A 16,702-nucleotide genomic window follows, 5' to 3' on the forward strand; every position below is an offset into this window, starting at 1 on the left:
ACAAGAGCCGGTCAACGTTGGGACAAGATTCGGCCAGGCTCTCAGCAGATTGCTCGACCTAGAGGATCACTTGACTCGGGTGGACTCGCGTTGGCGCTGGACCTTGGCCTCGAAGCCGCACTCGCGCATGCTGCACCAGCGGCGGCTGTTGTTCTTGGTGGTGTCGAGGAACAGCCAGCCGCAGGTCGGTTGGCATCTCTTGACGCGCTGGAGCCGGTCGGAGCGGAGTAGTTCGATGGCGTCGCCGGCGATCCGCCAGGCGGGGTAGGCGAGGGACGGCTCGCGCCACGTCCACTCGAGCCGGCCGTCGACCAGGGTGGCGGTCGCATGCTGCTGCGCGTCCACATAGACGTGTTGAAGGGCCTGGAGGTCTAGGCCTCGAGGCGATTTGGCCGCTGCTACTGCGGCGAAGAGCCGGTACAGGGACTCACGGAACGTGATCGCGGCGTCGTACGCGCGGTGGGCCGCGGCTGGGTTCTCCTCTGCCTGGCGGCTGAGCCGGCGGCGCTGGACGGGGGTGAGCAGCTTCGCCTCGTCCGACCAGTGGATCAGCGCGGCGAAGTCGGGCAGGAAGTCGAACTCCGGCTGGGTGACGCGAGGCTCCACCGTGTTGGCGAAATCCAGGCAGGCGACACCGGCGTAGAACCGCGGGCGGCCCGGCGTGGGATTCGCCATCGTTTCCACCTAACTGTTGTTTGAAGGAATGCTGCCAGGGTACAGCTATTCCATCAAAACCTGTTTGACTGGAAGCGAGTTGATCATCATGGTCACCATCGAACTGCTGGATGTCCCCTCCAGTGCGGGCGCGCACTCACCCGGGCAGGAGAAGGCGCCGGCCGCGCTGCGGCGTACCGGCTTGCTGAAGGTGTTCGCCGATCACGGGCTGGACGTGGTCGACCAGGGCGAGCAGCCTGTCACGCGATGGCAACCCGTGCGGGAGACCGACGGCTTGTCGAACGCGTCTGCGGTGGTGTCGATCGCCGAACAGACGGCTCAACGGGTCGCCGCGGCCGTGGCCGCCGGCCGGTTCCCGCTGGTGATCGGGGGAGACTGCTCGATCACGGTCGGCGTGGTCTCCGGCCTGCTGAGGGCGGGGTCCGACCCGGGCTTGGTGTACTTCGACGGCGGTCTCGATCTCGGAACGCCGGACCGCACGGCGAGCGGCGTCCTCGACTCGATGGGGCTGGGGCACACGCTGGGCGAGCCCGGCAGCTACGAGCCGCTCGCCGGCATCGGACCGCGCCGCCCGCTACTGGAGGTTGAGGACGTGGTCGGTTTCGGCGTCAACGTGGGACTCGACGAGACCAAGCGAACGTCCGCCCTGCGCCGGTTCACGTCAGCCGACGTACGCCGCGATGGCGTGCGCACCGCTCGGGAGGCTCGCGACCTGTTCGCGTCGTCAGGCGGCTCGTACCTGATCCACTTCGACATCGACGTGGTGGACTTCTTCGACCTCCCGCTCGCCGACCTCCCGGTCCACATCGACAACCACACCGGCCTCCCGTTCGACCTGATGATGGACTGCCTGGACGAGTTCCTGAGCGGCCCGGCCGCCGGTCTCGTCCTGACCGAGGTCAACCCCGACCACGGCACCGACCGCGACCTGACCCGCCTGGCAACCCGCCTCGCCACCAGCCTCAGTCACCTCAACTGAGTGCTCGGGCCAGAGATGGGTAACGGTCGGCATGACCAACCTCAAGATCGCCACGCTCAATGTGTGGAGGACTCGCGGTGACTGGCCGGCTCGGCGGGAAGTACTCCGGCGGGAGTTCGCCGAGCTCGGGCCAGACCTCATCACCTTGCAGGAAACCGTCGCGACCGCGGAGTACGACCAGGTGCAGGAGTTTCTTGATCCGGCGTACCAGGTGATTCATCAGGTGGCGCGGGAGGCGGATGGGCAGGGGGTGACGACGGCGAGTCGGTGGCCGGTTGGTCGGGTCGAGGAGATCGATCTTCACCTCACCACCCGGGCCACGGATTTCGCCTGCACGGCCCTGGTCACGGAGATCCTGGCGCCGGAGCCGATCGGCCGGATCTGGTTGGCCAACCACTTCCCCGACTGGCAGCTGGACCACGAGCACGAACGACGTTTGCAAGCAGCCGCCACCGCTCGCGTCCTCGACGATCTGCTCGCTGAGGATCCCGGCCACGTGCTGGTCGCGGGTGACTTCGACGCGGAGCCGGACGCCGACAGCATGCGGTTCTGGACCGGCAAGCACGTCATCGACGATCTCAGCGTCTGCTATCGCGATGCCTGGAGCAGCGTCCATCCGGGGGAGAACGGCGACACCTTCGTCCCCGGCAATCCGCACAGCGCCGACTGGGACTGGCCCTACCGCCGCATCGACTACATCCTCGTCCGCTGCGGCCCCCACGGCGGCCCGACCCTGGCGATCTCCGATTGCCATCGCATCTTCGACCAACCCGCCACCACAGTCAGCGACCACTACGGACTGCTAGCCGAACTGAGTCCCGCCACTCGCCCGGACGATGCCTGAGGGTGGAGTTGCTCTACGCGCCGCTGTACTACCGGTTACTGCTGCACACAGGTCCCGTCACCGAGGAGCAGGTGGACACCATCCTCGACCTGACCTTCGGTGGCCTCAAACCGCAGTAGAACAAGGCTTTCGCGAAACGAACCGCCGCGGCCTGGGAAGCAGGTCGCGGCGGTTCGTGTGGATGGTTGGTCAGCGTTCCGGGGTCAGGTGGACGCGGCGCAGGAGTTGGGCGTTGGCGGCGACGACGATGGTCGAGGCCGACATCAGGACGGCGCCGAGCGCCGGGCTGAGGGTGATCCCGGCCCAGGCCAGCGCGCCCGCCGCGAGCGGGATCGCGACGACGTTGTAGCCGGCCGCCCAGGCGAGGTTCTGGATCATCTTGCGGTACGACGCCTTGGACAGCCGGATCACGCCGGTGACACCGCGCGGGTCGGAGGACGCGAGCACGACCCCGGCCGACTCGATGGCGACATCCGTCCCCGCGCCGATCGCGATGCCGACGTCGGCCCGGGCCAGCGCGGGTGCGTCGTTCACGCCGTCGCCGACCATCGCCACGGTCAGGCCTCGCGCCTGCAACTCGCTGACCGCCTTGTCCTTGTCGGCCGGCAGGACCTCGGCGAACACCTCGTCGACGCCGTCGCGGAAGCCGAGGTCGGCTGCCACCGCCCGAGCGACGGGCTCGGCGTCTCCGGTGATCATGACGATCTTGGCCACGCCGGCGGCCCGCAACTGCTCGACCGCCTCCCGCGCCTCGGGCCGTACTTCGTCCTCCAGTGCGATCGCCCCGGTCGCGACCGAGGTCGAGTCGTCGACGCGCAGGAGATAGAGCACCGCGGCGCCCCGGTTCGACCACTCCTCGGCCCGGTCACGCAGCAGGCTCGGTACGGTCGCGTCCAGTTCCCGCAGCAGCGCGGGCCCGCCGATGGCGTAGTTCACGCCCTCGACAGTGGCCTGGACGCCACGGCCGGTCAGCGACTTGAAGTCAGCGGCCTTGGCCCGCCCGCCCCGCTGGTCGGCCGCCGTGACGATGGCGCGGGCCAACGGGTGCTCGCTGTCAGCCTCGACGGCACCGGCGATCCGCAGTACCTCCTGGTCGTCGATCCCGTCGCCGACGATGCCGGTGACGACGTGCTCGCCCTTGGTCAGCGTGCCGGTCTTGTCGAACAGCACGGCCTGGACGGTCCGCATCCGCTCCAGCGCCAGCCGGTCCTTGACCAGGATCCCGGCCTTCGCGGCGACCGCCGTGGACAGCGCGATCACCAGCGGAATCGCCAGCCCGAGGGCGTGGGGGCAGGCGATCACCAGGACCGTGACGGTCCGTACGACGGACTCGTTGAGGGTCCCGAAGACCCACCAGGCAAGGAAAGTGACCAGTGCGGCCGCGGTCGCGATGTAGAACAGCATCGCGGCGAACCGGTCGGCCAGCACCTGGGCTCGGCCGCTCGACTGCTGCGCCTCGCTGACCAGCCGCTGGATTCCTGCCAGGGCGGTGTCCTCGCCGATCGCGTTGACCCGGACGCGGATCGCGGAGTCGGTCGCCACGGTTCCGGCGACCACGCGGTCGCCCACGGTCCGGCTGACCGGGCGGGACTCGCCGGTGATCATCGACTCGTCCAGTTCGGCGGCGCCGTCGACGATCTCGCCGTCGGCCGGCACGCGTGAACCGGACCTGACCAGTACTACGTCGCCGATGCGCAGGTCGGCGATCGATACCGTCTCGACGCCGTCGTCGGTGACTCGGTCGGCGTCATCGGGGAGCAGTGCCGCCAATGCGGCGAGCGCGCCCTGGGCCTGGCCGATCGCCTTCATCTCCTGCCAGTGGCCCAGCAGCATGATCGTGACCAGGGCTGCCAGTTCCCACCAGAAGTCCAGGTCGAAGGCGCCGAGGCTGGTGGCGAGCGACGCGACGTACGCGACGGTGATCGCCATCGAGATCAGCAGCATCATGCCCGGGGCCCGGTCGCGGGCCTCGCGGACGCCGCCGACCAGGAACGGCCAGCCGCCGTAGAAGAAGACGAAGGTGCCGAGCACGGGACCGACCCAGTCGATGCCGCGGAAGTCCAGCGAGTAGCCGAACCAGTCCATCACCATGTGGCTGGTGACAACGATCGGCAGCGTCAGCAGCAGACTCAGCCAGAACTTCCGCCGGAACATCTCCGGGTCGTGCCCCGCGTGCTTGTCGTGCCCACCGTGCGCGTCATGCCCGCCGTGCGCCCCGTGCCTGCTGTGGGTCTCGGGGCCGGCTTCGGCAACTTCTGAAGCGGTCGCTGGGCTGTTGTCAGGGTGGTGGTGATCGTGGCCCTGGTGGGGTGCCTTGACCATGATGTGTCCTCTCGAGCGTCCGGTGTGCCGGGCGGCCACGGAACGGACTCCGTAGCCTCCCGACGCTGTAACACTATACCCCATGGGGGTATTCCCGGGTCAGTTGGCGGGAATCCGGCCGAGCAGCCGCTTCATGGTCGCGATCTCGGCGTTCTGGTCGGTCTCGATCTTCTTCGCCAGCGCGATCGCGGCCGCGTTCTTGCCCGCGGTCTGCTCGGTCTTGGCCATCAGCACCGCGCCCTCGTGGTGCTCGATCATCAGCTGGGCCCACATCCGGTCGAACAGCGAACCGGTGGCGTTGCCGAGGTCGGACATCTCGGCCTCGGTCATCATCCCGGGCATCTTGGTCATGTTGTGGTCGTCGTGCGGGGCCGGCGTCGGCACCGGCTTGCCCCAATCGGTGAGCCAGCCCGTCAGCGTCTTGATCTCGGCCTGCTGCGCGGTGGTCATTGCCGCGGCGAGCTTCTTGACCTCGGCGGTGGTCGCCTTACGGCTGGCCATGCTGGTCATCTGCAGGGCCTGCTGGTGGTGCGGGATCATCTGGGCCGCGAAGGTGGCGTCGGCGTCGTTGAAGTCCCCGGTCTTCGCGGTCGCGGTGGTCGAACTGCCGTGTCCGGTGCCGTGCCCGCCCGCCGGCGAGCCGCCGTCGGTGTCGTCGCCGCAGCCGGTGAGCACCAGGCCGGACAGCAAGATCAGGGCAGCACTTTTCCACAGGTGGTGTCGCATGAAGAGGTCCTTGTCGTCGAAAGCTGAGTACTGCGAGAACCCCGGGTGCGGCGCACGCGTCAGCGGGCCGATTACCCGGTTCTGGGCAGGGCTCGGCCTAGGTACGGAGTACGCAGAGTTTCGACAAGGTGGGCCGGCGCCACGGCGGCGACGGCCCGTTGGCAACCACCCGGACCGGAGCGGCAGCCACTACTGCGGGGTGCGCGGTCACCGAACTGCGCAGGGCCACCGCGACGACGAGCGCGAGCAGGAGCGCGACGAGCATCGCCAGGCACACGTCTTCCATCGAGTGGATGTGCCCGTGATCCTCGTACGGACCGAACTCGACAACCGGCAGCCCGGCAGCCGCCGCCGGTACGTCGGTGTGCGGCGCCGACTCGTGCGAGTGCGGCACACCGCCCGACTCGTGCGAAGACGGCCCGCCGACCGGCTCGTGCGAAGGCGCTACGCCAATCGACTCGTGCGGAGACGGCAGGCCGAGCTGTGTCGGTGGTTGGTGGACCAAGGCCATGGCGGCGTCGTGGTTGCCGGTGAGGCCGTGCATCGTGAAGACGCCGGCCAGCAGGCAGGCGGCGATCAGGGCCTTGACCAGCCCCGATCCGATCCGCACCCTGTCCATCGGCAACACCTTACTGCGCCGTCAGGGGAGCTCGAGCTCCGCGGTGACGCCGAAGTGGTCGCTGCCGAAAACACCGTCGACCGGGGTGTCGAACAGCCGGTCCGCCGAGCGGATCCGCAGGGTCGGTCCGCGCTCGTCGCAGCGGACCATCAGGTAGTCGATCCGCCGGGGCGGGATGCGGCCCCAGTCTGCCTCCGCGACGATCTGCGGGTTCTCCAGCGTGAAGGTGTGCCCGCTCTCGCCGGGCCGAGCGAATTCCCAGACGTCCTGGTAGTTGATGCTCAGGTCACCGAGCGACTGCCGGCCGGTCCAGAACCGCACGCTCGCGGTCTCCGGACGGGCGTCGAAGTCGCCGGCCAGGATCACGTGCACGTCCCGATCGGCGGCCAGTTTCTCGACCTTCGCCGCGGCGGTGACCGCCTGCAGCTCCCGCTCGCGTTCGCGGTCGACCTGCCAGTCGGGCTTGTGCTGGACGAACAGCACCGGACCCAGCGGGGTGTCGAACTCGGCAACGGTGGACCGGCCGGGGAAGTCCTCCGGGTCGACCCGTTCGGTGACACACAGGTCGATCTCGTCCATCCGGACCGGCTCCCACCGGCTCACGATCGAGCAGCCGACGCCCTCCGGAGTACGCCGGCCCTGGTGGATCACGTGGTACTCGTCGCCGAAAAGCTCGGCGACCTGGTCGTCGCCGTCGCCGACCACCGTCTCCTGCAGCGCCACCAGGTCGGGCCGCAGCGCGCGGAATCCCTCCCGGAGGATCTCTCGCCGGGCCGGCCAGTCGCCGTGCCGGCACCAGATGTTCAAGGTCGCGACCCTCAGTCGCTCCGTCATCGATCAGGCTCCTTCTCAGCTGGGGCGTTTTCCGATCGCCTTCGCGGGTACCCGGGCGGCATGGATGCCACGCGACTGAGCAATGTCTTTGCCGAAGACGGCCCGTTCGCGAGTGTGCTGCTGGACGTGAGCCGTGAGTCCGAGTCCGGTGCGCACGAGCAGGAGCTGCGAGCGCGGGCCGCAGTCGATGAACTTGCCTCCGCCGGTGCGCCGGACGCCGTCATCCGGTCGGTCTCCGAGCGGCTGACCGAGCAGGTCGAGACGCCGGCCCCGGCCGCCAGGATGGTGGTGGCGAACGTGACGGGCCTGCTTTTCGACGAGGTCACGCACCAGCGGGTGGATCAGCCGGTGGTGAGCTGGGGGCCGTTGCCCGACCTGACCGAGTGGATCCGGCTGGCCGACCGCAACATCCGGTTCGCGCTGGCGCTGGTCGACCACGAGGGGGGGTGACGTCGCGGTCTACAACTCCGACGTACCGGAACCGGAGAGTCAGACCTCGGCCGGTGGCGAGACCCATCACGTGCACAAGGTGCCGGTCGGCGGCTGGTCCGCGCTGCGCTACCAGCACGAGACGGAGAATGTCTGGAGCCGCAACGCCGACGCGGTCGTGACCGAGTTGGAGTCGGTGATGCGTCGCGGCGTACGGCTGATCCTGGTGGCGGGCGATCCCCGGTCGGTCGGCCAGGTGACGGATCGCCTGGAGAAGTCCGAGGCGACCGTTGTGCAGCTGGAGTCCGGCGGCCGCGCCCAGGACGGTGGTGACGAGGCCCAGGCGCAGGCGATTCGCGAGGCGCTGATGGCGCACTCCGTTGCGCGTCAGGTCGAGCTCGTCCATCGGTTGAAGGACCGGCTCGGTCAGGACTTCGCGGTTGCCACCGGTGTCCGGGACGTGGCCGGCGCCTTCGTTCGCGGCCAGGTGGAGACGCTGCTGCTGGATCCGGGCGAGGCGGCTGCCCACGAGGTCGTAGTACAGGACCATCCTGGGTTGGACCTTGGCGCCGTACCGTCGGATCAGCCGCTTCGTGCCGATCAGGCGCTGGTGGCGGCGGCTGTCCGGACCACGGCCGAGGTCGTCACTCTTCCCCGCGCTGCCCTGGGTGGCGCGCCGGTCGCAGCCTTGCTCCGCTGGAGTAAGTGAGCGCGGCACCGGCTGTTAGGCAGGCCGCGGCGGCGGTGAGGATCAGCGGGCGGTAGCCGATGGTGGTGGCCATGGCGGCGGCCGCGAGTGGGGCTGTGGCGCGGCTGATGGTGGTCGGCGTGCCGAGGATGCCGGAGATGGTCGCGTAGCCGTCGTCGCCGTACCGGTCGAGCAGGATGGCGGGGATGGCGATCGACGCGACGCCGAAGCCCAGACCGAACAGGACCAGGCTGACCGTGGCACCGCCGACGCTTTGGCCGATGAAGGGCAGCATGGCGATCGCTATGCCCTGCAGGGTGTAGACGGCGGCGGCGATCAGGGTGATGGATACCCAGCGCTGGACGACTGTGGTCAGGATGCGGCCGGTGACCGACAGGAGTCCGAGCAAGCCGGTGAGGCCGGCCGCAGTGGTCAGCGAATGGCCAAGCTGGGTTAGGTAAGTGACGAGGTGGACGGCCATCACTGCTTGGGCCGCGCTGTGCAGCACGAACGCGACGGCGATCAGCCAGAAGCCGGTGTCTCGTAGTACGCGGGCCGGTGAGCGCCGTTCATGGGCGGTCGTTGGCACCGGCGGGCCGGTACGGCGAAGCGTGAGCGTGTGCAGGGGAATGGTGCCCAGGGCAACGATGCTGGCCAGGACGAGGAGCGTGTCGCGCCAGCCGATGGCCTGGATGAGCTGGCCGGTCAGGGGGATGAAGATCGAACTCGCGAAGCCGCCCACCAGAGTGACGCCCAGCAAGGCGTTGGCGCGTCGCGCCGGTTCGGTGACCGCCACGATGACAGCGAACGCGGGCTGGTAGAGCACCATCGCCGAGGCGGCGCCGATGAGCACGAAGGCGGCGTACAGCTGCGTCGCGTTCTGCACCTGCGACCAGGTCAATACTGCGATGGTTGCCAGCACGGATCCTGTTGTCATGACCCCGCGCCCGCCGCGGGTATCGAGCACGCGACCGACAGGAATGGCCATGGCCGCACTGACGAGTACTGCGGTGGTCAGTGCTCCAGTCGCCGTAGTGGTGGAGATCTGGAGGTCGCTGCTCATTGGCGCGAGTAGTACGCTGAAGGCGTAGTACAGGACGCCGTAGCCGACGGTGGTGGTGACGGCTAGCGCGGCGACGATGTCGCGGCGCTGAGTGCCGCGGCGACCGCCAGTACCGAGGTCTGTGGCGGTCGCCGGGGCAGGGTGGTTCATCAGCCGCAGCAGCCCGACTGGGCAGGAGCCTTGTCCTCAATGACGGTCAGGAGGCCGCCACTGATGCCAGTGGAGAGCCCCCGGCCAGCAGTGACTGCCTGCGGCGCCGGTCCGCAGCAGCCCCCGGCCTCGTCGCCACTCGCGTCGCCGTAGGCCAGGTTCGAGGAGCAGACTCCGGTCTCCGGCAGGTCGAGCTGTACGTCGCGGGCTGCCTCCCAGTCGCCTGCCACAGCGGCAACGACGGAGCGGGCCTGCTCGTAGCCGGTGGCGAGCAGGAAGGTCGGGGCGCGGCCGTAGGACTTCGCACCGATGGCGTAGTAGCCGGTCTCCGGGTGGGTCAGCTCGTCCACGCCGTGCGGCGGCACAGTGCCACAGGAGTGCTTGTTCGGGTCGATCAGCGGCGCAAGTGCTCTGGTCGAACCCATGATCGAGTCGAGGTCCAGCCGGAGCTCGCCAACCATGTCGTGGTCGGGCCGGAACCCGGTCGAGTTCACCACCGTGTCCGCGACCACACGCTGGTCGCCGGCGGCCAACTCGATCCGGCCGTCGGCTGTCCGGGTCGCAGCCTCGATGCGGAAGCTGCTCACCAGCTCGACCTGACCGGACTGGACCAGCTTCTTCAGCCTGCTTCCCAGTGCGCCACGAGCGGGGAGCTCGTCCGCTTCGCCGCCACCGTAGGTCCGCGCCTGGTCCGTCCCACGCACCACCCAGACGATCTCCGTACCGGGGACTTCGTCCGCCAGCGCGCCGAGGTCCAGCAGGGTCGTCGCTGCGGAGTGGCCGGCGCCGACTACCGCAGTACGGCGTCCCGCGTAGCGGTCGCGGTCACGGCCGAGTACGTCGGGCAGGGCGCGAGCGATGCCGTCGGCAACCTCGGCTTCGCCGCGGGCGGGGATGCCGGAGCCGCCCAGCACGTTCGGCCGGCGCCAGGTCCCGGCTGCGTCGATCACCGCGGAAGCGAGGATCTCGCTGCCGTCGGCCAGCCGGATCAGGAACGGTGCTTGCTCGCGGCCCGCAGTACGGACCCGGTCGAAGCCGGCCCGAGTCACTGCGACGACGGCCGCGTTGTAGCGGATGCGGTCGTTCAGCTGCGGCGTCTTGGTCAGCGGCTCGAGGTAGGAGTCGATCAGGTCACCTCCGGTCGGCAGCGCGCCCAGGTCCGGCTCGACCCAACCGGACTGCTCCAGCAGCCGACGGGCCGCGGAGTCGATGTCGTAGCGCCACGGGCTGAAAAGCTTCACGTGCCGCCACTCGTTGATGGCCGCCGCGACCCCGGGCCCGGCCTCGAGCACCAGGAATTCCACGCTCCGCTCGGCCAGGTGCGCGGCCGCTGCCAGCCCCACCGGACCCGCCCCGATCACCACGACCGGACCCTCCGGCGCTCGAACCGCCTGTGCCGTCTTGGATGCTGCCGGTGCCGTCTGGTCCGCGCCGGCGGCGGTGTGCTGCTCGCTCATCGGTCTCCCGTCCCCACTATGTTGAAGTTCATCTAATCAGCGATGTCCAGCTTGCCTTTTGATTAGACGAGAGTCAAGATAGACACATGTCGAATCAGGAATCGTCCGATGCGACCGACGCTCAGCGGAGCGGTGGCTGCTGCGCGCCGATCTCCGTCTCGGCCCTGAATGAAGCGCAGGCCGCTGAGGGCGCCGCGGTCTTCAAAGCGCTGTCGGACCCGATCCGGCTCCGGCTGATGTCGATCATCGCCTCGGCCGGCGGCGAGATCTGCGTCTGCGACTTCACCGGCCAGTTCGACGTGTCCGGCCCGACCATCTCCCACCACCTGCGGGTCCTGCGCCAGGCCGGGCTGGTCGACTGCGAACGCCGCGGCACCTGGGTCTACTACTGGCCGAAGCCCGAGCGCATGCAGTGGGTCTCCGCCCTGCTCGCCGTCCCCGAAGCCGCCGCGCTCACCCACTGACGCTCGCCGCCGCCGTTGCCGTCGGCACCTTCGGCAACATCGAGCCGGTCGCCGGTTCCATCCGGCGGGCTGACCTGCTCCACACGGTTGCCGCGCGCCGAACTTGTGCACGCCGAATTGGCCGGTACGCCGCGGGGTACCAGCCGCTTGTGCGTTTGTGCGGCCCGGCGGGGTACCGGGTCGGCGACAGGGCACGTCCCGTCTCTCGAGGTGTGCCGGACCGGAAGGAGCAGACAGTGGATATCGAACAAGGCCTCAACGACGCGTGGAGCGCGATCGCGACGTTCGTGCCCAAGCTGGTCATCTTCCTGGCGATCCTGGTGATCGGCTGGATCATTGCCAAAGTCGTGGCCAAAGTGGTCAACGCGGCGCTCGAACGGGTCGGGTTCGACCGAGCGGTCGAGCGGGGCGGGATCAAGCAGGCGCTGGCCAGGTCGCAGTACGACGCGTCCGACATCATCGCGAAACTGGTGTACTACGCGATCCTGCTGATCACGTTGCAGATCGGCTTCGGGGTCTGGGGACCCAACCCGGTCAGCGACCTGCTCACCGACATCGTGGCCTGGCTGCCGCGAGCCGCTGTCGCGATCATCATCGTCGTGATCGCCGGCGCCGTCGCGCGGGCCGTGAAGGATCTGGTCGGCAACGCGCTGAGCGGTCTGTCCTACGGGAAGACGCTGGCCACCATCGCGTCGGTGTTCATCTGGGCGCTGGGCATCATCGCGGCCCTCAACCAGATCGGTGTCGCCACCACGGTGACCACCCCGGTACTGATCGCCGTCCTGGCCACTGTCGGCGGTGTGATCGTCGTCGGTGCGGGTGGCGGTCTGATCCGGCCGATGCAGCAGCGGTGGGAGCGGTGGCTGGACCGCGCCGACTCCGAGCTGCCGGCGGCCCGGGCGCAGGCCGAGGCGTACCAGCGGGGTCGCGAGGACGCCGCCGCGGGCACTACGACGGGCCAGCCCACCGGTCAGCCCGCGAGCGTTTCCGCGAGCGGGTCCATGAGCGGGCAGTCCGCGACGGGTGAGCACATGGCGGGTCAGCACGCGGCCGGTCAGCCCATGACGGGCTACACCACCCCGAGCCAGACCACGCCGGGGCAGTCCATGCCGGGGCAGTCAGGGTCCGGCCAGTCAGGGTCCGGCCAGTCAGGGTCCGGTTCGTCGTCGACGTCCGGTACGCGGCCGACCGGTGGCTCCACCGGCGAACCGGGCTACGACAACCCGAACCGCTACTGACTGGGAGAACTACTAGGCAGCAAGTAGCAGCACATGGCGGCCGGTCGGATCCCGACCGGCCGTCGCTCTACGGCTGGGGGAGTAGCCCGTCGTCCCAGCCCGGCGCACGCCACTCGTCGGCCAGCAGGCAGACAGCAGCCAGCCGCAGGTCCAGCCACTCCGCGTGCGCCCAGTGCCCCACTCGACCCACCGGGCGCCCGAGCTCGGCGGCCCGATCCACCAGGCCGCGGCCGTACCCGGCCAGCAACACCTTCTGATCCACACCGCGTCCGGACGGTACTCCGAAGGTCAGGATGTCCCGTACTGCCGCCGCGTGCTGGTCCAGTTGCGCGACTACAGCCGGCATCCGCTGCGCAGCAGCCAGTTCGCTATGGCCGATGGTCTCCCGCAGCCACGCCACACTCGACTCCACTCGCCGGCGACCGCGGTCACCCCACCCTTCAAACATGGCGACCACCGTAGAGCCCACTGCCCAGCCGCGGCAATCAGGTGTCCAGCGCTGGCGAGACGCCCGTACTACGTCTGCTGCGGGTGGTACACACAGGACTACGGCGTCTGCTGCGGGTGGTACTCGCAGGCGTCGGCCAGGTCAGCCGGTCCCGTCGCAGGTGTCGACGGCTTGGCTGTGGCGGTGCCGGTCGGCTCAGTGGTTGGCGCCGTGGTCGGCCGGGAGGTCGGCTTTGAGGTCGGAGTCGGCGTGACAGGTGCGGTCTTGCCAGGCCGCGGCGTGGTGCCCGGAGTACTGGGAGCCGGGGTGGCCGACAGTGCTGCCGCTACCGTCTCGCGCAGTCCGTCGTAGTCGGGGTGCGGATAGGCGAACTTGAGCTTCTTGCCGTCCAGCGGGACCTCGGAGACCTTCGCCGACTTGATCTTCAGCCCCAGTTGGAGGAACGCCGGCAGCAGGTCCTCGGTGATGTCGGTGCGCAGCATGTTCTTCCCGACCTTGGCCAGATTGCGGTAGCTCTTCAGCAGGTTCGGCGGTGTCGCCGCCTCGGCGATCGCATGGATCGCGCACCGCTGCCGGGCGCTGCGAGCGTCGTCCGGATTCGGGATGCCGTACCGGCCGCGGGCGTACCAGAGTGCCTCGAGACCCCACAGATGCTTGTTCTGCGCGGGTTTGAGGTAGTAGTTCGGCGGCCGCTTGGCGTCGTCGCTACCACCGACCGGGATCGGGTAGTTGATGTTGACGGTGATCCCGCCGAGCGCGTTGACCAGTTCGGTGAACCCGGCCAGGTTGATCTGGACGTAGTAGTCCATCGTCAGCCCGGTCGCCTCGCCGACGGTCAGCTTGAGGATGTCGGCGCCTTCGTTGTCGGACGGCCCGACGATGCCCGGGTACTGCTCGGGCACCTTCTTGTAGATCGCGTCCAGCATCCACTCGAGCCGGTCCTGCTTGGAGATGCCGTCCTTGCCGAACCCGTCCGGGTACTTCTCGTGCAGCTTGGTGCCCTCCGGGAACGGCATGAACATCAGCTTCCGGGGCAGCGAGATCAGCGAGACGTTGCCGGTCACCGTGTCGATGCTGGCGACGATCACGGTGTCGGTCCGGACGCCCTCGCGGCCCTGCGCGTCGTCGGCACCGAGCAGGAGCACGTTGAGCCGCGGCTTGCCGGCCCACGGATCCTTCTTGTTCTTGATGGTGGGCCGCGTCGCGCTCTTGCTGTCGCCACCGGCGAAGACCGTCTGGACCAGGTCCCGCTGCGTCTGCGCCGTCTGCACAGCCAGAGCAGTCGGTACTGCGACCGCGAAGCTGAGCAAGCCGACCAGGGCCGCGCCGCCGACTCGCGAGCCCTTGCTCGCCGTACCGGAGCGCAGGGCCCGATGGGAGGTGACGATGACGACGATCCAGAGCGTGCCGAGGACGCAGAGGCCGATCGTGGCGAACTGCAACTGCCGCGGCGCGACGGCCACCTCGAGGATCCGGTCCCGCTGGGTGAGTCCGAGGTAGCCGGCCAGCAGCAACAGTCCGACCGAGATCGTGGTCACGGCCGCGCCGAGCTTCTTGCGGCCGGCCAGCAGGTAGCCGGTGCCCGGGACGACGGCGCCGAGCAGCGTCATCCAGGCGACGGTGCGCGCGGTGCGCGGCCGGTTGGCTCGCCGGCGCGGGGCGGACCGTCGGGCGCGGCCCCGCGAGTGTTCCGGTTGGTGCTCGTCGCTCGGCATCGGTGTGTCTACAACTCCGTCCAAGGGAGAGTTGGGCGCACACAATATGACGTACTCAGGGTGCACTTGGTTGTCGGTTAACCAAGGCCTGATGTTTGCTGACGCAGTGTCGCCGCGACGTCACCCAGTGCGCCCGTCCTGACCGGCTCGGCCTCAGGTGAAGCTCTTGGTGATCTCGGTGAGCAGCTCCTGGGTCTTGCGCGGCGTACTGGCGGCGATCGACAGCGAGTCCATCGTGATCACGTACTCGTCGACGTCCTCCCGCTTGTCCACGTAGACCGCGCTGGTCAGGTGCTCGATGTAGACGACGTCGGGCAGGTCCGCGTCGCCGAACCGGAGCAGCGTGAAGGCGCCGCCGGTGGCCGCGTAACCGCCGGCCGAGAACGGCAGGATCTGCAGCGTCACGTTCGGCAGCCGGGACGCCTCGGCGAGATGTTCGAGCTGCGCGCGCAGTACGGCCCGGCCACCGATCGGGCGGCGGAGTACGGCCTCGTCGACGATCGCCCAGAGCCGGGCCGGGGTGGAGCCCTGGAGGATCCGCTGGCGCGTTTCGCGCAACGCGACCAGGCGGTCGATCTCGGCCGACGGCAGCGGCCGCTCGCCCCGGCCGAGCCGGATCACCGCGCGGGCGTAGTCGGGGGTCTGCAGCAGACCGGGGACGAACTGGACCTCGTAGGTCCGGATCAGCTCGGCGGCCATCTCCAGGCCGAGATAGGAGTGGAACCAGTTCGGCGTGATGTCGTCGTAGCGCTGCCACCAGCCCGGGTTGTTCGCGTCCTTGGCCAGCTTGATCAGCCGGGCGCGCTCGTCCTCGTCGGCCAGCTTGTACAGGCTGAGCAGGTCCTCGACGTCACGCACCTTGAAGCCGACCCGGCCCAGCTCGAGCCGGCTGATCTTCGACTCGGAGCCGCGAATGGCGTAGCCCGCCTCGGCGCGGGTGATCCCGGCCTCTTCGCGCATCCGGCGGAGGTGGGCACCGAGCATGATCCGCAACGCGGTCGGCCCGCCCGGCGTGCCTTGCTCCGTCACCGCCCGTCCTCCCTGTCCCTGACGCTGTGATGGATCATTTCACGATTACGGCCAGGCCGGGGCAGGCCGACGCGCCCCCAAGACCTGGAATCGTTCCCCTACTGTTAGTAGGCTCTGTCTTTCCTGCTCCTGACCCATCACGATCTGCGAGGTCGCCCATGCCCGACGCCAAGATGTCCCCGAGTTCGGTTCCGGTCGGCGTCGACACCACGCGGGCCAGCATCGCCCGGGTGTACGACGCGTTCCTGGGCGGCAAGGACAACTTCGAGATCGACCGTGAGGTACTGCGCCAGGTCGCCACCGTGGCCCCCGAGGTCACCGACCTGGCCTGGTCCAACCGCAACTTCCTGGTCCGGGCCTGCCGCTTCCTGGCCGGCCAAGCGGGCATCACGCAGTACCTGGACTGTGGTTCCGGCCTGCCGACGGCGGAGAACACGCACCAGATCGTGCAGCGGCTGCAGCCGGACGCCAAGGTGCTCTACGTCGACAACGACCCGGTGGTGCTGGCGCACGGCCGGGCGCTGCTGGAGGAGAACGACAAGACGCTGTTCATCAGCGCCGACATCTTCAAGCCCGACGAGATCCTGGACCACCCCGAGGTCCGCGAGTTCCTCGACTTCAGCCAGCCGATCGCGCTGATCCAGAACGGCACCCTGCACCACTACCTCGGCGACGACGCGCCCGACCTGGTCAAGCGGTACGCCGACGCGCTGGTGTCCGGTTCGTACGTGGTGATCTCGCACTTCCTCGACCCGGAGACGCCGGAGCACGCCAAGACGGCGCGCGCGCTGGAGGACCGGTTCACCCACAGCCCGATGGGCAGCGGCCTGTTCCGCACCTACCCCGACATCCGCGCGATGTTCGGCGACCTGGAGCTGGTCGAGCCCGGCCTGGTCCTGTGCGACGAGTGGTGGCCGGACGGTCCCCGGGTCAAGCCGCTCAGCCAGATCGAGGAGTGCATCGCCGGCGGCATCGGCCGTAAGGCCTGACCGGCAGCTCACTACGCGTTGCCCGCGGCTCGT

Annotated in this window: 16 protein-coding genes and 1 pseudogene; 7 read left to right on the plus strand and 10 right to left on the minus strand. The window is 69.0% G+C overall.

The window, feature by feature from the left end; genetic code table 11:
- Positions 1-66: 66 nt before the first annotated feature.
- Positions 67-675, minus strand: coding sequence for a CGNR zinc finger domain-containing protein (locus tag ACQPYM_RS07955; RefSeq protein WP_433017175.1), 609 nt, complete (start codon positions 673-675; stop codon positions 67-69).
- A gap of 88 nt (positions 676-763) precedes the next feature.
- Here ACQPYM_RS07955 and ACQPYM_RS07960 point away from each other — a divergent pair, with 88 nt between their 5' ends.
- Positions 764-1,654: an arginase family protein gene (locus tag ACQPYM_RS07960; RefSeq protein WP_433017178.1), complete on the plus strand. Its 891-nt coding sequence runs from the start codon at positions 764-766 to the stop codon at positions 1,652-1,654.
- A 31-nt stretch (positions 1,655-1,685) separates the two neighbouring features.
- On the plus strand, positions 1,686-2,498 hold the full coding sequence (locus ACQPYM_RS07965; protein WP_433017181.1) for an endonuclease/exonuclease/phosphatase family protein: 813 nt from the start codon (positions 1,686-1,688) through the stop codon (positions 2,496-2,498).
- Between the two features lie 189 nt (positions 2,499-2,687).
- Here ACQPYM_RS07965 and ACQPYM_RS07970 read toward each other — a convergent pair whose 3' ends face one another.
- The 4 genes from ACQPYM_RS07970 to ACQPYM_RS07985 form a co-directional block, all read right to left on the minus strand.
- On the minus strand, positions 2,688-4,820 hold the full coding sequence (locus tag ACQPYM_RS07970; protein ID WP_433017184.1) for a heavy metal translocating P-type ATPase: 2,133 nt from the start codon (positions 4,818-4,820) through the stop codon (positions 2,688-2,690).
- A 99-nt stretch (positions 4,821-4,919) separates the two neighbouring features.
- Complete coding sequence (locus ACQPYM_RS07975) at positions 4,920-5,546, minus strand: DUF305 domain-containing protein (RefSeq protein WP_433017187.1); 627 nt, start codon at positions 5,544-5,546, stop codon at positions 4,920-4,922.
- 97 nt (positions 5,547-5,643) lie between these two features.
- The gene (locus ACQPYM_RS07980) at positions 5,644-6,165 is read right to left on the minus strand and encodes a hypothetical protein (protein ID WP_433017190.1); all 522 of its coding nucleotides are present in this window, start codon (positions 6,163-6,165) and stop codon (positions 5,644-5,646) included.
- 21 nt (positions 6,166-6,186) lie between these two features.
- Positions 6,187-6,999: an endonuclease/exonuclease/phosphatase family protein gene (locus ACQPYM_RS07985; RefSeq protein WP_433017192.1), complete on the minus strand. Its 813-nt coding sequence runs from the start codon at positions 6,997-6,999 to the stop codon at positions 6,187-6,189.
- A 60-nt stretch (positions 7,000-7,059) separates the two neighbouring features.
- Between ACQPYM_RS07985 and ACQPYM_RS07990 the strand changes: the two genes are divergently transcribed.
- Positions 7,060-7,449, plus strand: coding sequence for a hypothetical protein (locus ACQPYM_RS07990; RefSeq protein WP_433017195.1), 390 nt, complete (start codon positions 7,060-7,062; stop codon positions 7,447-7,449).
- Positions 7,450-7,498: 49 nt separating this feature from the next.
- Positions 7,499-8,137: pseudogene (locus ACQPYM_RS07995) on the plus strand (Vms1/Ankzf1 family peptidyl-tRNA hydrolase); the annotation flags it as partial.
- On the opposite strand, the gene ACQPYM_RS08000 reads toward ACQPYM_RS07995, so the two are convergent.
- Together ACQPYM_RS08000 and ACQPYM_RS08005 are read right to left on the minus strand one after the other, a co-directional pair.
- Positions 8,073-9,329: an MFS transporter gene (locus ACQPYM_RS08000; RefSeq protein WP_433017198.1), complete on the minus strand. Its 1,257-nt coding sequence runs from the start codon at positions 9,327-9,329 to the stop codon at positions 8,073-8,075. The pseudogene ACQPYM_RS07995 and the gene ACQPYM_RS08000 overlap by 65 nt on opposite strands.
- Positions 9,329-10,786, minus strand: a complete 1,458-nt coding sequence (locus ACQPYM_RS08005; RefSeq protein WP_433017201.1) for an FAD-dependent oxidoreductase — start codon at positions 10,784-10,786, stop codon at positions 9,329-9,331. Before ACQPYM_RS08005 ends, ACQPYM_RS08000 begins: the two co-directional genes overlap by 1 nt.
- Before the next feature lie 86 nt (positions 10,787-10,872).
- Between ACQPYM_RS08005 and ACQPYM_RS08010 the strand changes: the two genes are divergently transcribed.
- Together ACQPYM_RS08010 and ACQPYM_RS08015 are read left to right on the plus strand one after the other, a co-directional pair.
- On the plus strand, positions 10,873-11,250 hold the full coding sequence (locus ACQPYM_RS08010) for an ArsR/SmtB family transcription factor (protein ID WP_433017204.1): 378 nt from the start codon (positions 10,873-10,875) through the stop codon (positions 11,248-11,250).
- 236 nt (positions 11,251-11,486) lie between these two features.
- A complete protein-coding gene (locus tag ACQPYM_RS08015; RefSeq protein WP_433017207.1) occupies positions 11,487-12,488 on the plus strand; it encodes a mechanosensitive ion channel family protein in 1,002 nt (333 codons plus the stop codon).
- Between the two features lie 67 nt (positions 12,489-12,555).
- Here ACQPYM_RS08015 and ACQPYM_RS08020 read toward each other — a convergent pair whose 3' ends face one another.
- The 3 genes from ACQPYM_RS08020 to ACQPYM_RS08030 all read right to left on the minus strand — a co-directional run bounded on the left by ACQPYM_RS08020 (position 12,556) and on the right by ACQPYM_RS08030 (position 15,680).
- Complete coding sequence (locus ACQPYM_RS08020; protein ID WP_433017210.1) at positions 12,556-12,936, minus strand: DUF6401 family natural product biosynthesis protein; 381 nt, start codon at positions 12,934-12,936, stop codon at positions 12,556-12,558.
- A gap of 98 nt (positions 12,937-13,034) precedes the next feature.
- On the minus strand, positions 13,035-14,546 hold the full coding sequence (locus tag ACQPYM_RS08025) for an LCP family protein (protein ID WP_433017213.1): 1,512 nt from the start codon (positions 14,544-14,546) through the stop codon (positions 13,035-13,037).
- A gap of 258 nt (positions 14,547-14,804) precedes the next feature.
- A complete protein-coding gene (locus ACQPYM_RS08030) occupies positions 14,805-15,680 on the minus strand; it encodes a helix-turn-helix domain-containing protein (protein ID WP_433017216.1) in 876 nt (291 codons plus the stop codon).
- Positions 15,681-15,838: 158 nt separating this feature from the next.
- Here ACQPYM_RS08030 and ACQPYM_RS08035 point away from each other — a divergent pair, with 158 nt between their 5' ends.
- Positions 15,839-16,669 (plus strand): SAM-dependent methyltransferase, encoded by an 831-nt coding sequence (locus ACQPYM_RS08035; RefSeq protein WP_433017219.1) that lies wholly within the window; start codon positions 15,839-15,841, stop codon positions 16,667-16,669.
- The last annotated feature ends 33 nt before the right edge of the window (positions 16,670-16,702 follow it).

The organism is Kribbella sp. CA-294648, from assembly GCF_050943845.1.
Classification (GTDB): Bacteria; Actinomycetota; Actinomycetes; order Propionibacteriales; family Kribbellaceae; genus Kribbella.

What these genes read in the sequence shown, in the direction of transcription:
- ACQPYM_RS07955 (WP_433017175.1), bottom strand. Translation starts at nt 675, where the DNA reads ATGGCGAATCCCACGCCGGGCCGCCCGCGGTTCTACGCCGGTGTCGCC.
- ACQPYM_RS07960 (WP_433017178.1), top strand. Translation starts at nt 764, where the DNA reads ATGGTCACCATCGAACTGCTGGATGTCCCCTCCAGTGCGGGCGCGCAC.
- ACQPYM_RS07965 (WP_433017181.1), top strand. Translation starts at nt 1,686, where the DNA reads ATGACCAACCTCAAGATCGCCACGCTCAATGTGTGGAGGACTCGCGGT.
- ACQPYM_RS07970 (WP_433017184.1), bottom strand. Translation starts at nt 4,820, where the DNA reads ATGGTCAAGGCACCCCACCAGGGCCACGATCACCACCACCCTGACAAC.
- ACQPYM_RS07975 (WP_433017187.1), bottom strand. Translation starts at nt 5,546, where the DNA reads ATGCGACACCACCTGTGGAAAAGTGCTGCCCTGATCTTGCTGTCCGGC.
- ACQPYM_RS07980 (WP_433017190.1), bottom strand. Translation starts at nt 6,165, where the DNA reads ATGGACAGGGTGCGGATCGGATCGGGGCTGGTCAAGGCCCTGATCGCC.
- ACQPYM_RS07985 (WP_433017192.1), bottom strand. Translation starts at nt 6,999, where the DNA reads ATGACGGAGCGACTGAGGGTCGCGACCTTGAACATCTGGTGCCGGCAC.
- ACQPYM_RS07990 (WP_433017195.1), top strand. Translation starts at nt 7,060, where the DNA reads ATGGATGCCACGCGACTGAGCAATGTCTTTGCCGAAGACGGCCCGTTC.
- ACQPYM_RS08000 (WP_433017198.1), bottom strand. Translation starts at nt 9,329, where the DNA reads ATGAACCACCCTGCCCCGGCGACCGCCACAGACCTCGGTACTGGCGGT.
- ACQPYM_RS08005 (WP_433017201.1), bottom strand. Translation starts at nt 10,786, where the DNA reads ATGAGCGAGCAGCACACCGCCGCCGGCGCGGACCAGACGGCACCGGCA.
- ACQPYM_RS08010 (WP_433017204.1), top strand. Translation starts at nt 10,873, where the DNA reads ATGTCGAATCAGGAATCGTCCGATGCGACCGACGCTCAGCGGAGCGGT.
- ACQPYM_RS08020 (WP_433017210.1), bottom strand. Translation starts at nt 12,936, where the DNA reads ATGTTTGAAGGGTGGGGTGACCGCGGTCGCCGGCGAGTGGAGTCGAGT.
- ACQPYM_RS08025 (WP_433017213.1), bottom strand. Translation starts at nt 14,546, where the DNA reads ATGACGCTGCTCGGCGCCGTCGTCCCGGGCACCGGCTACCTGCTGGCC.
- ACQPYM_RS08035 (WP_433017219.1), top strand. Translation starts at nt 15,839, where the DNA reads ATGCCCGACGCCAAGATGTCCCCGAGTTCGGTTCCGGTCGGCGTCGAC.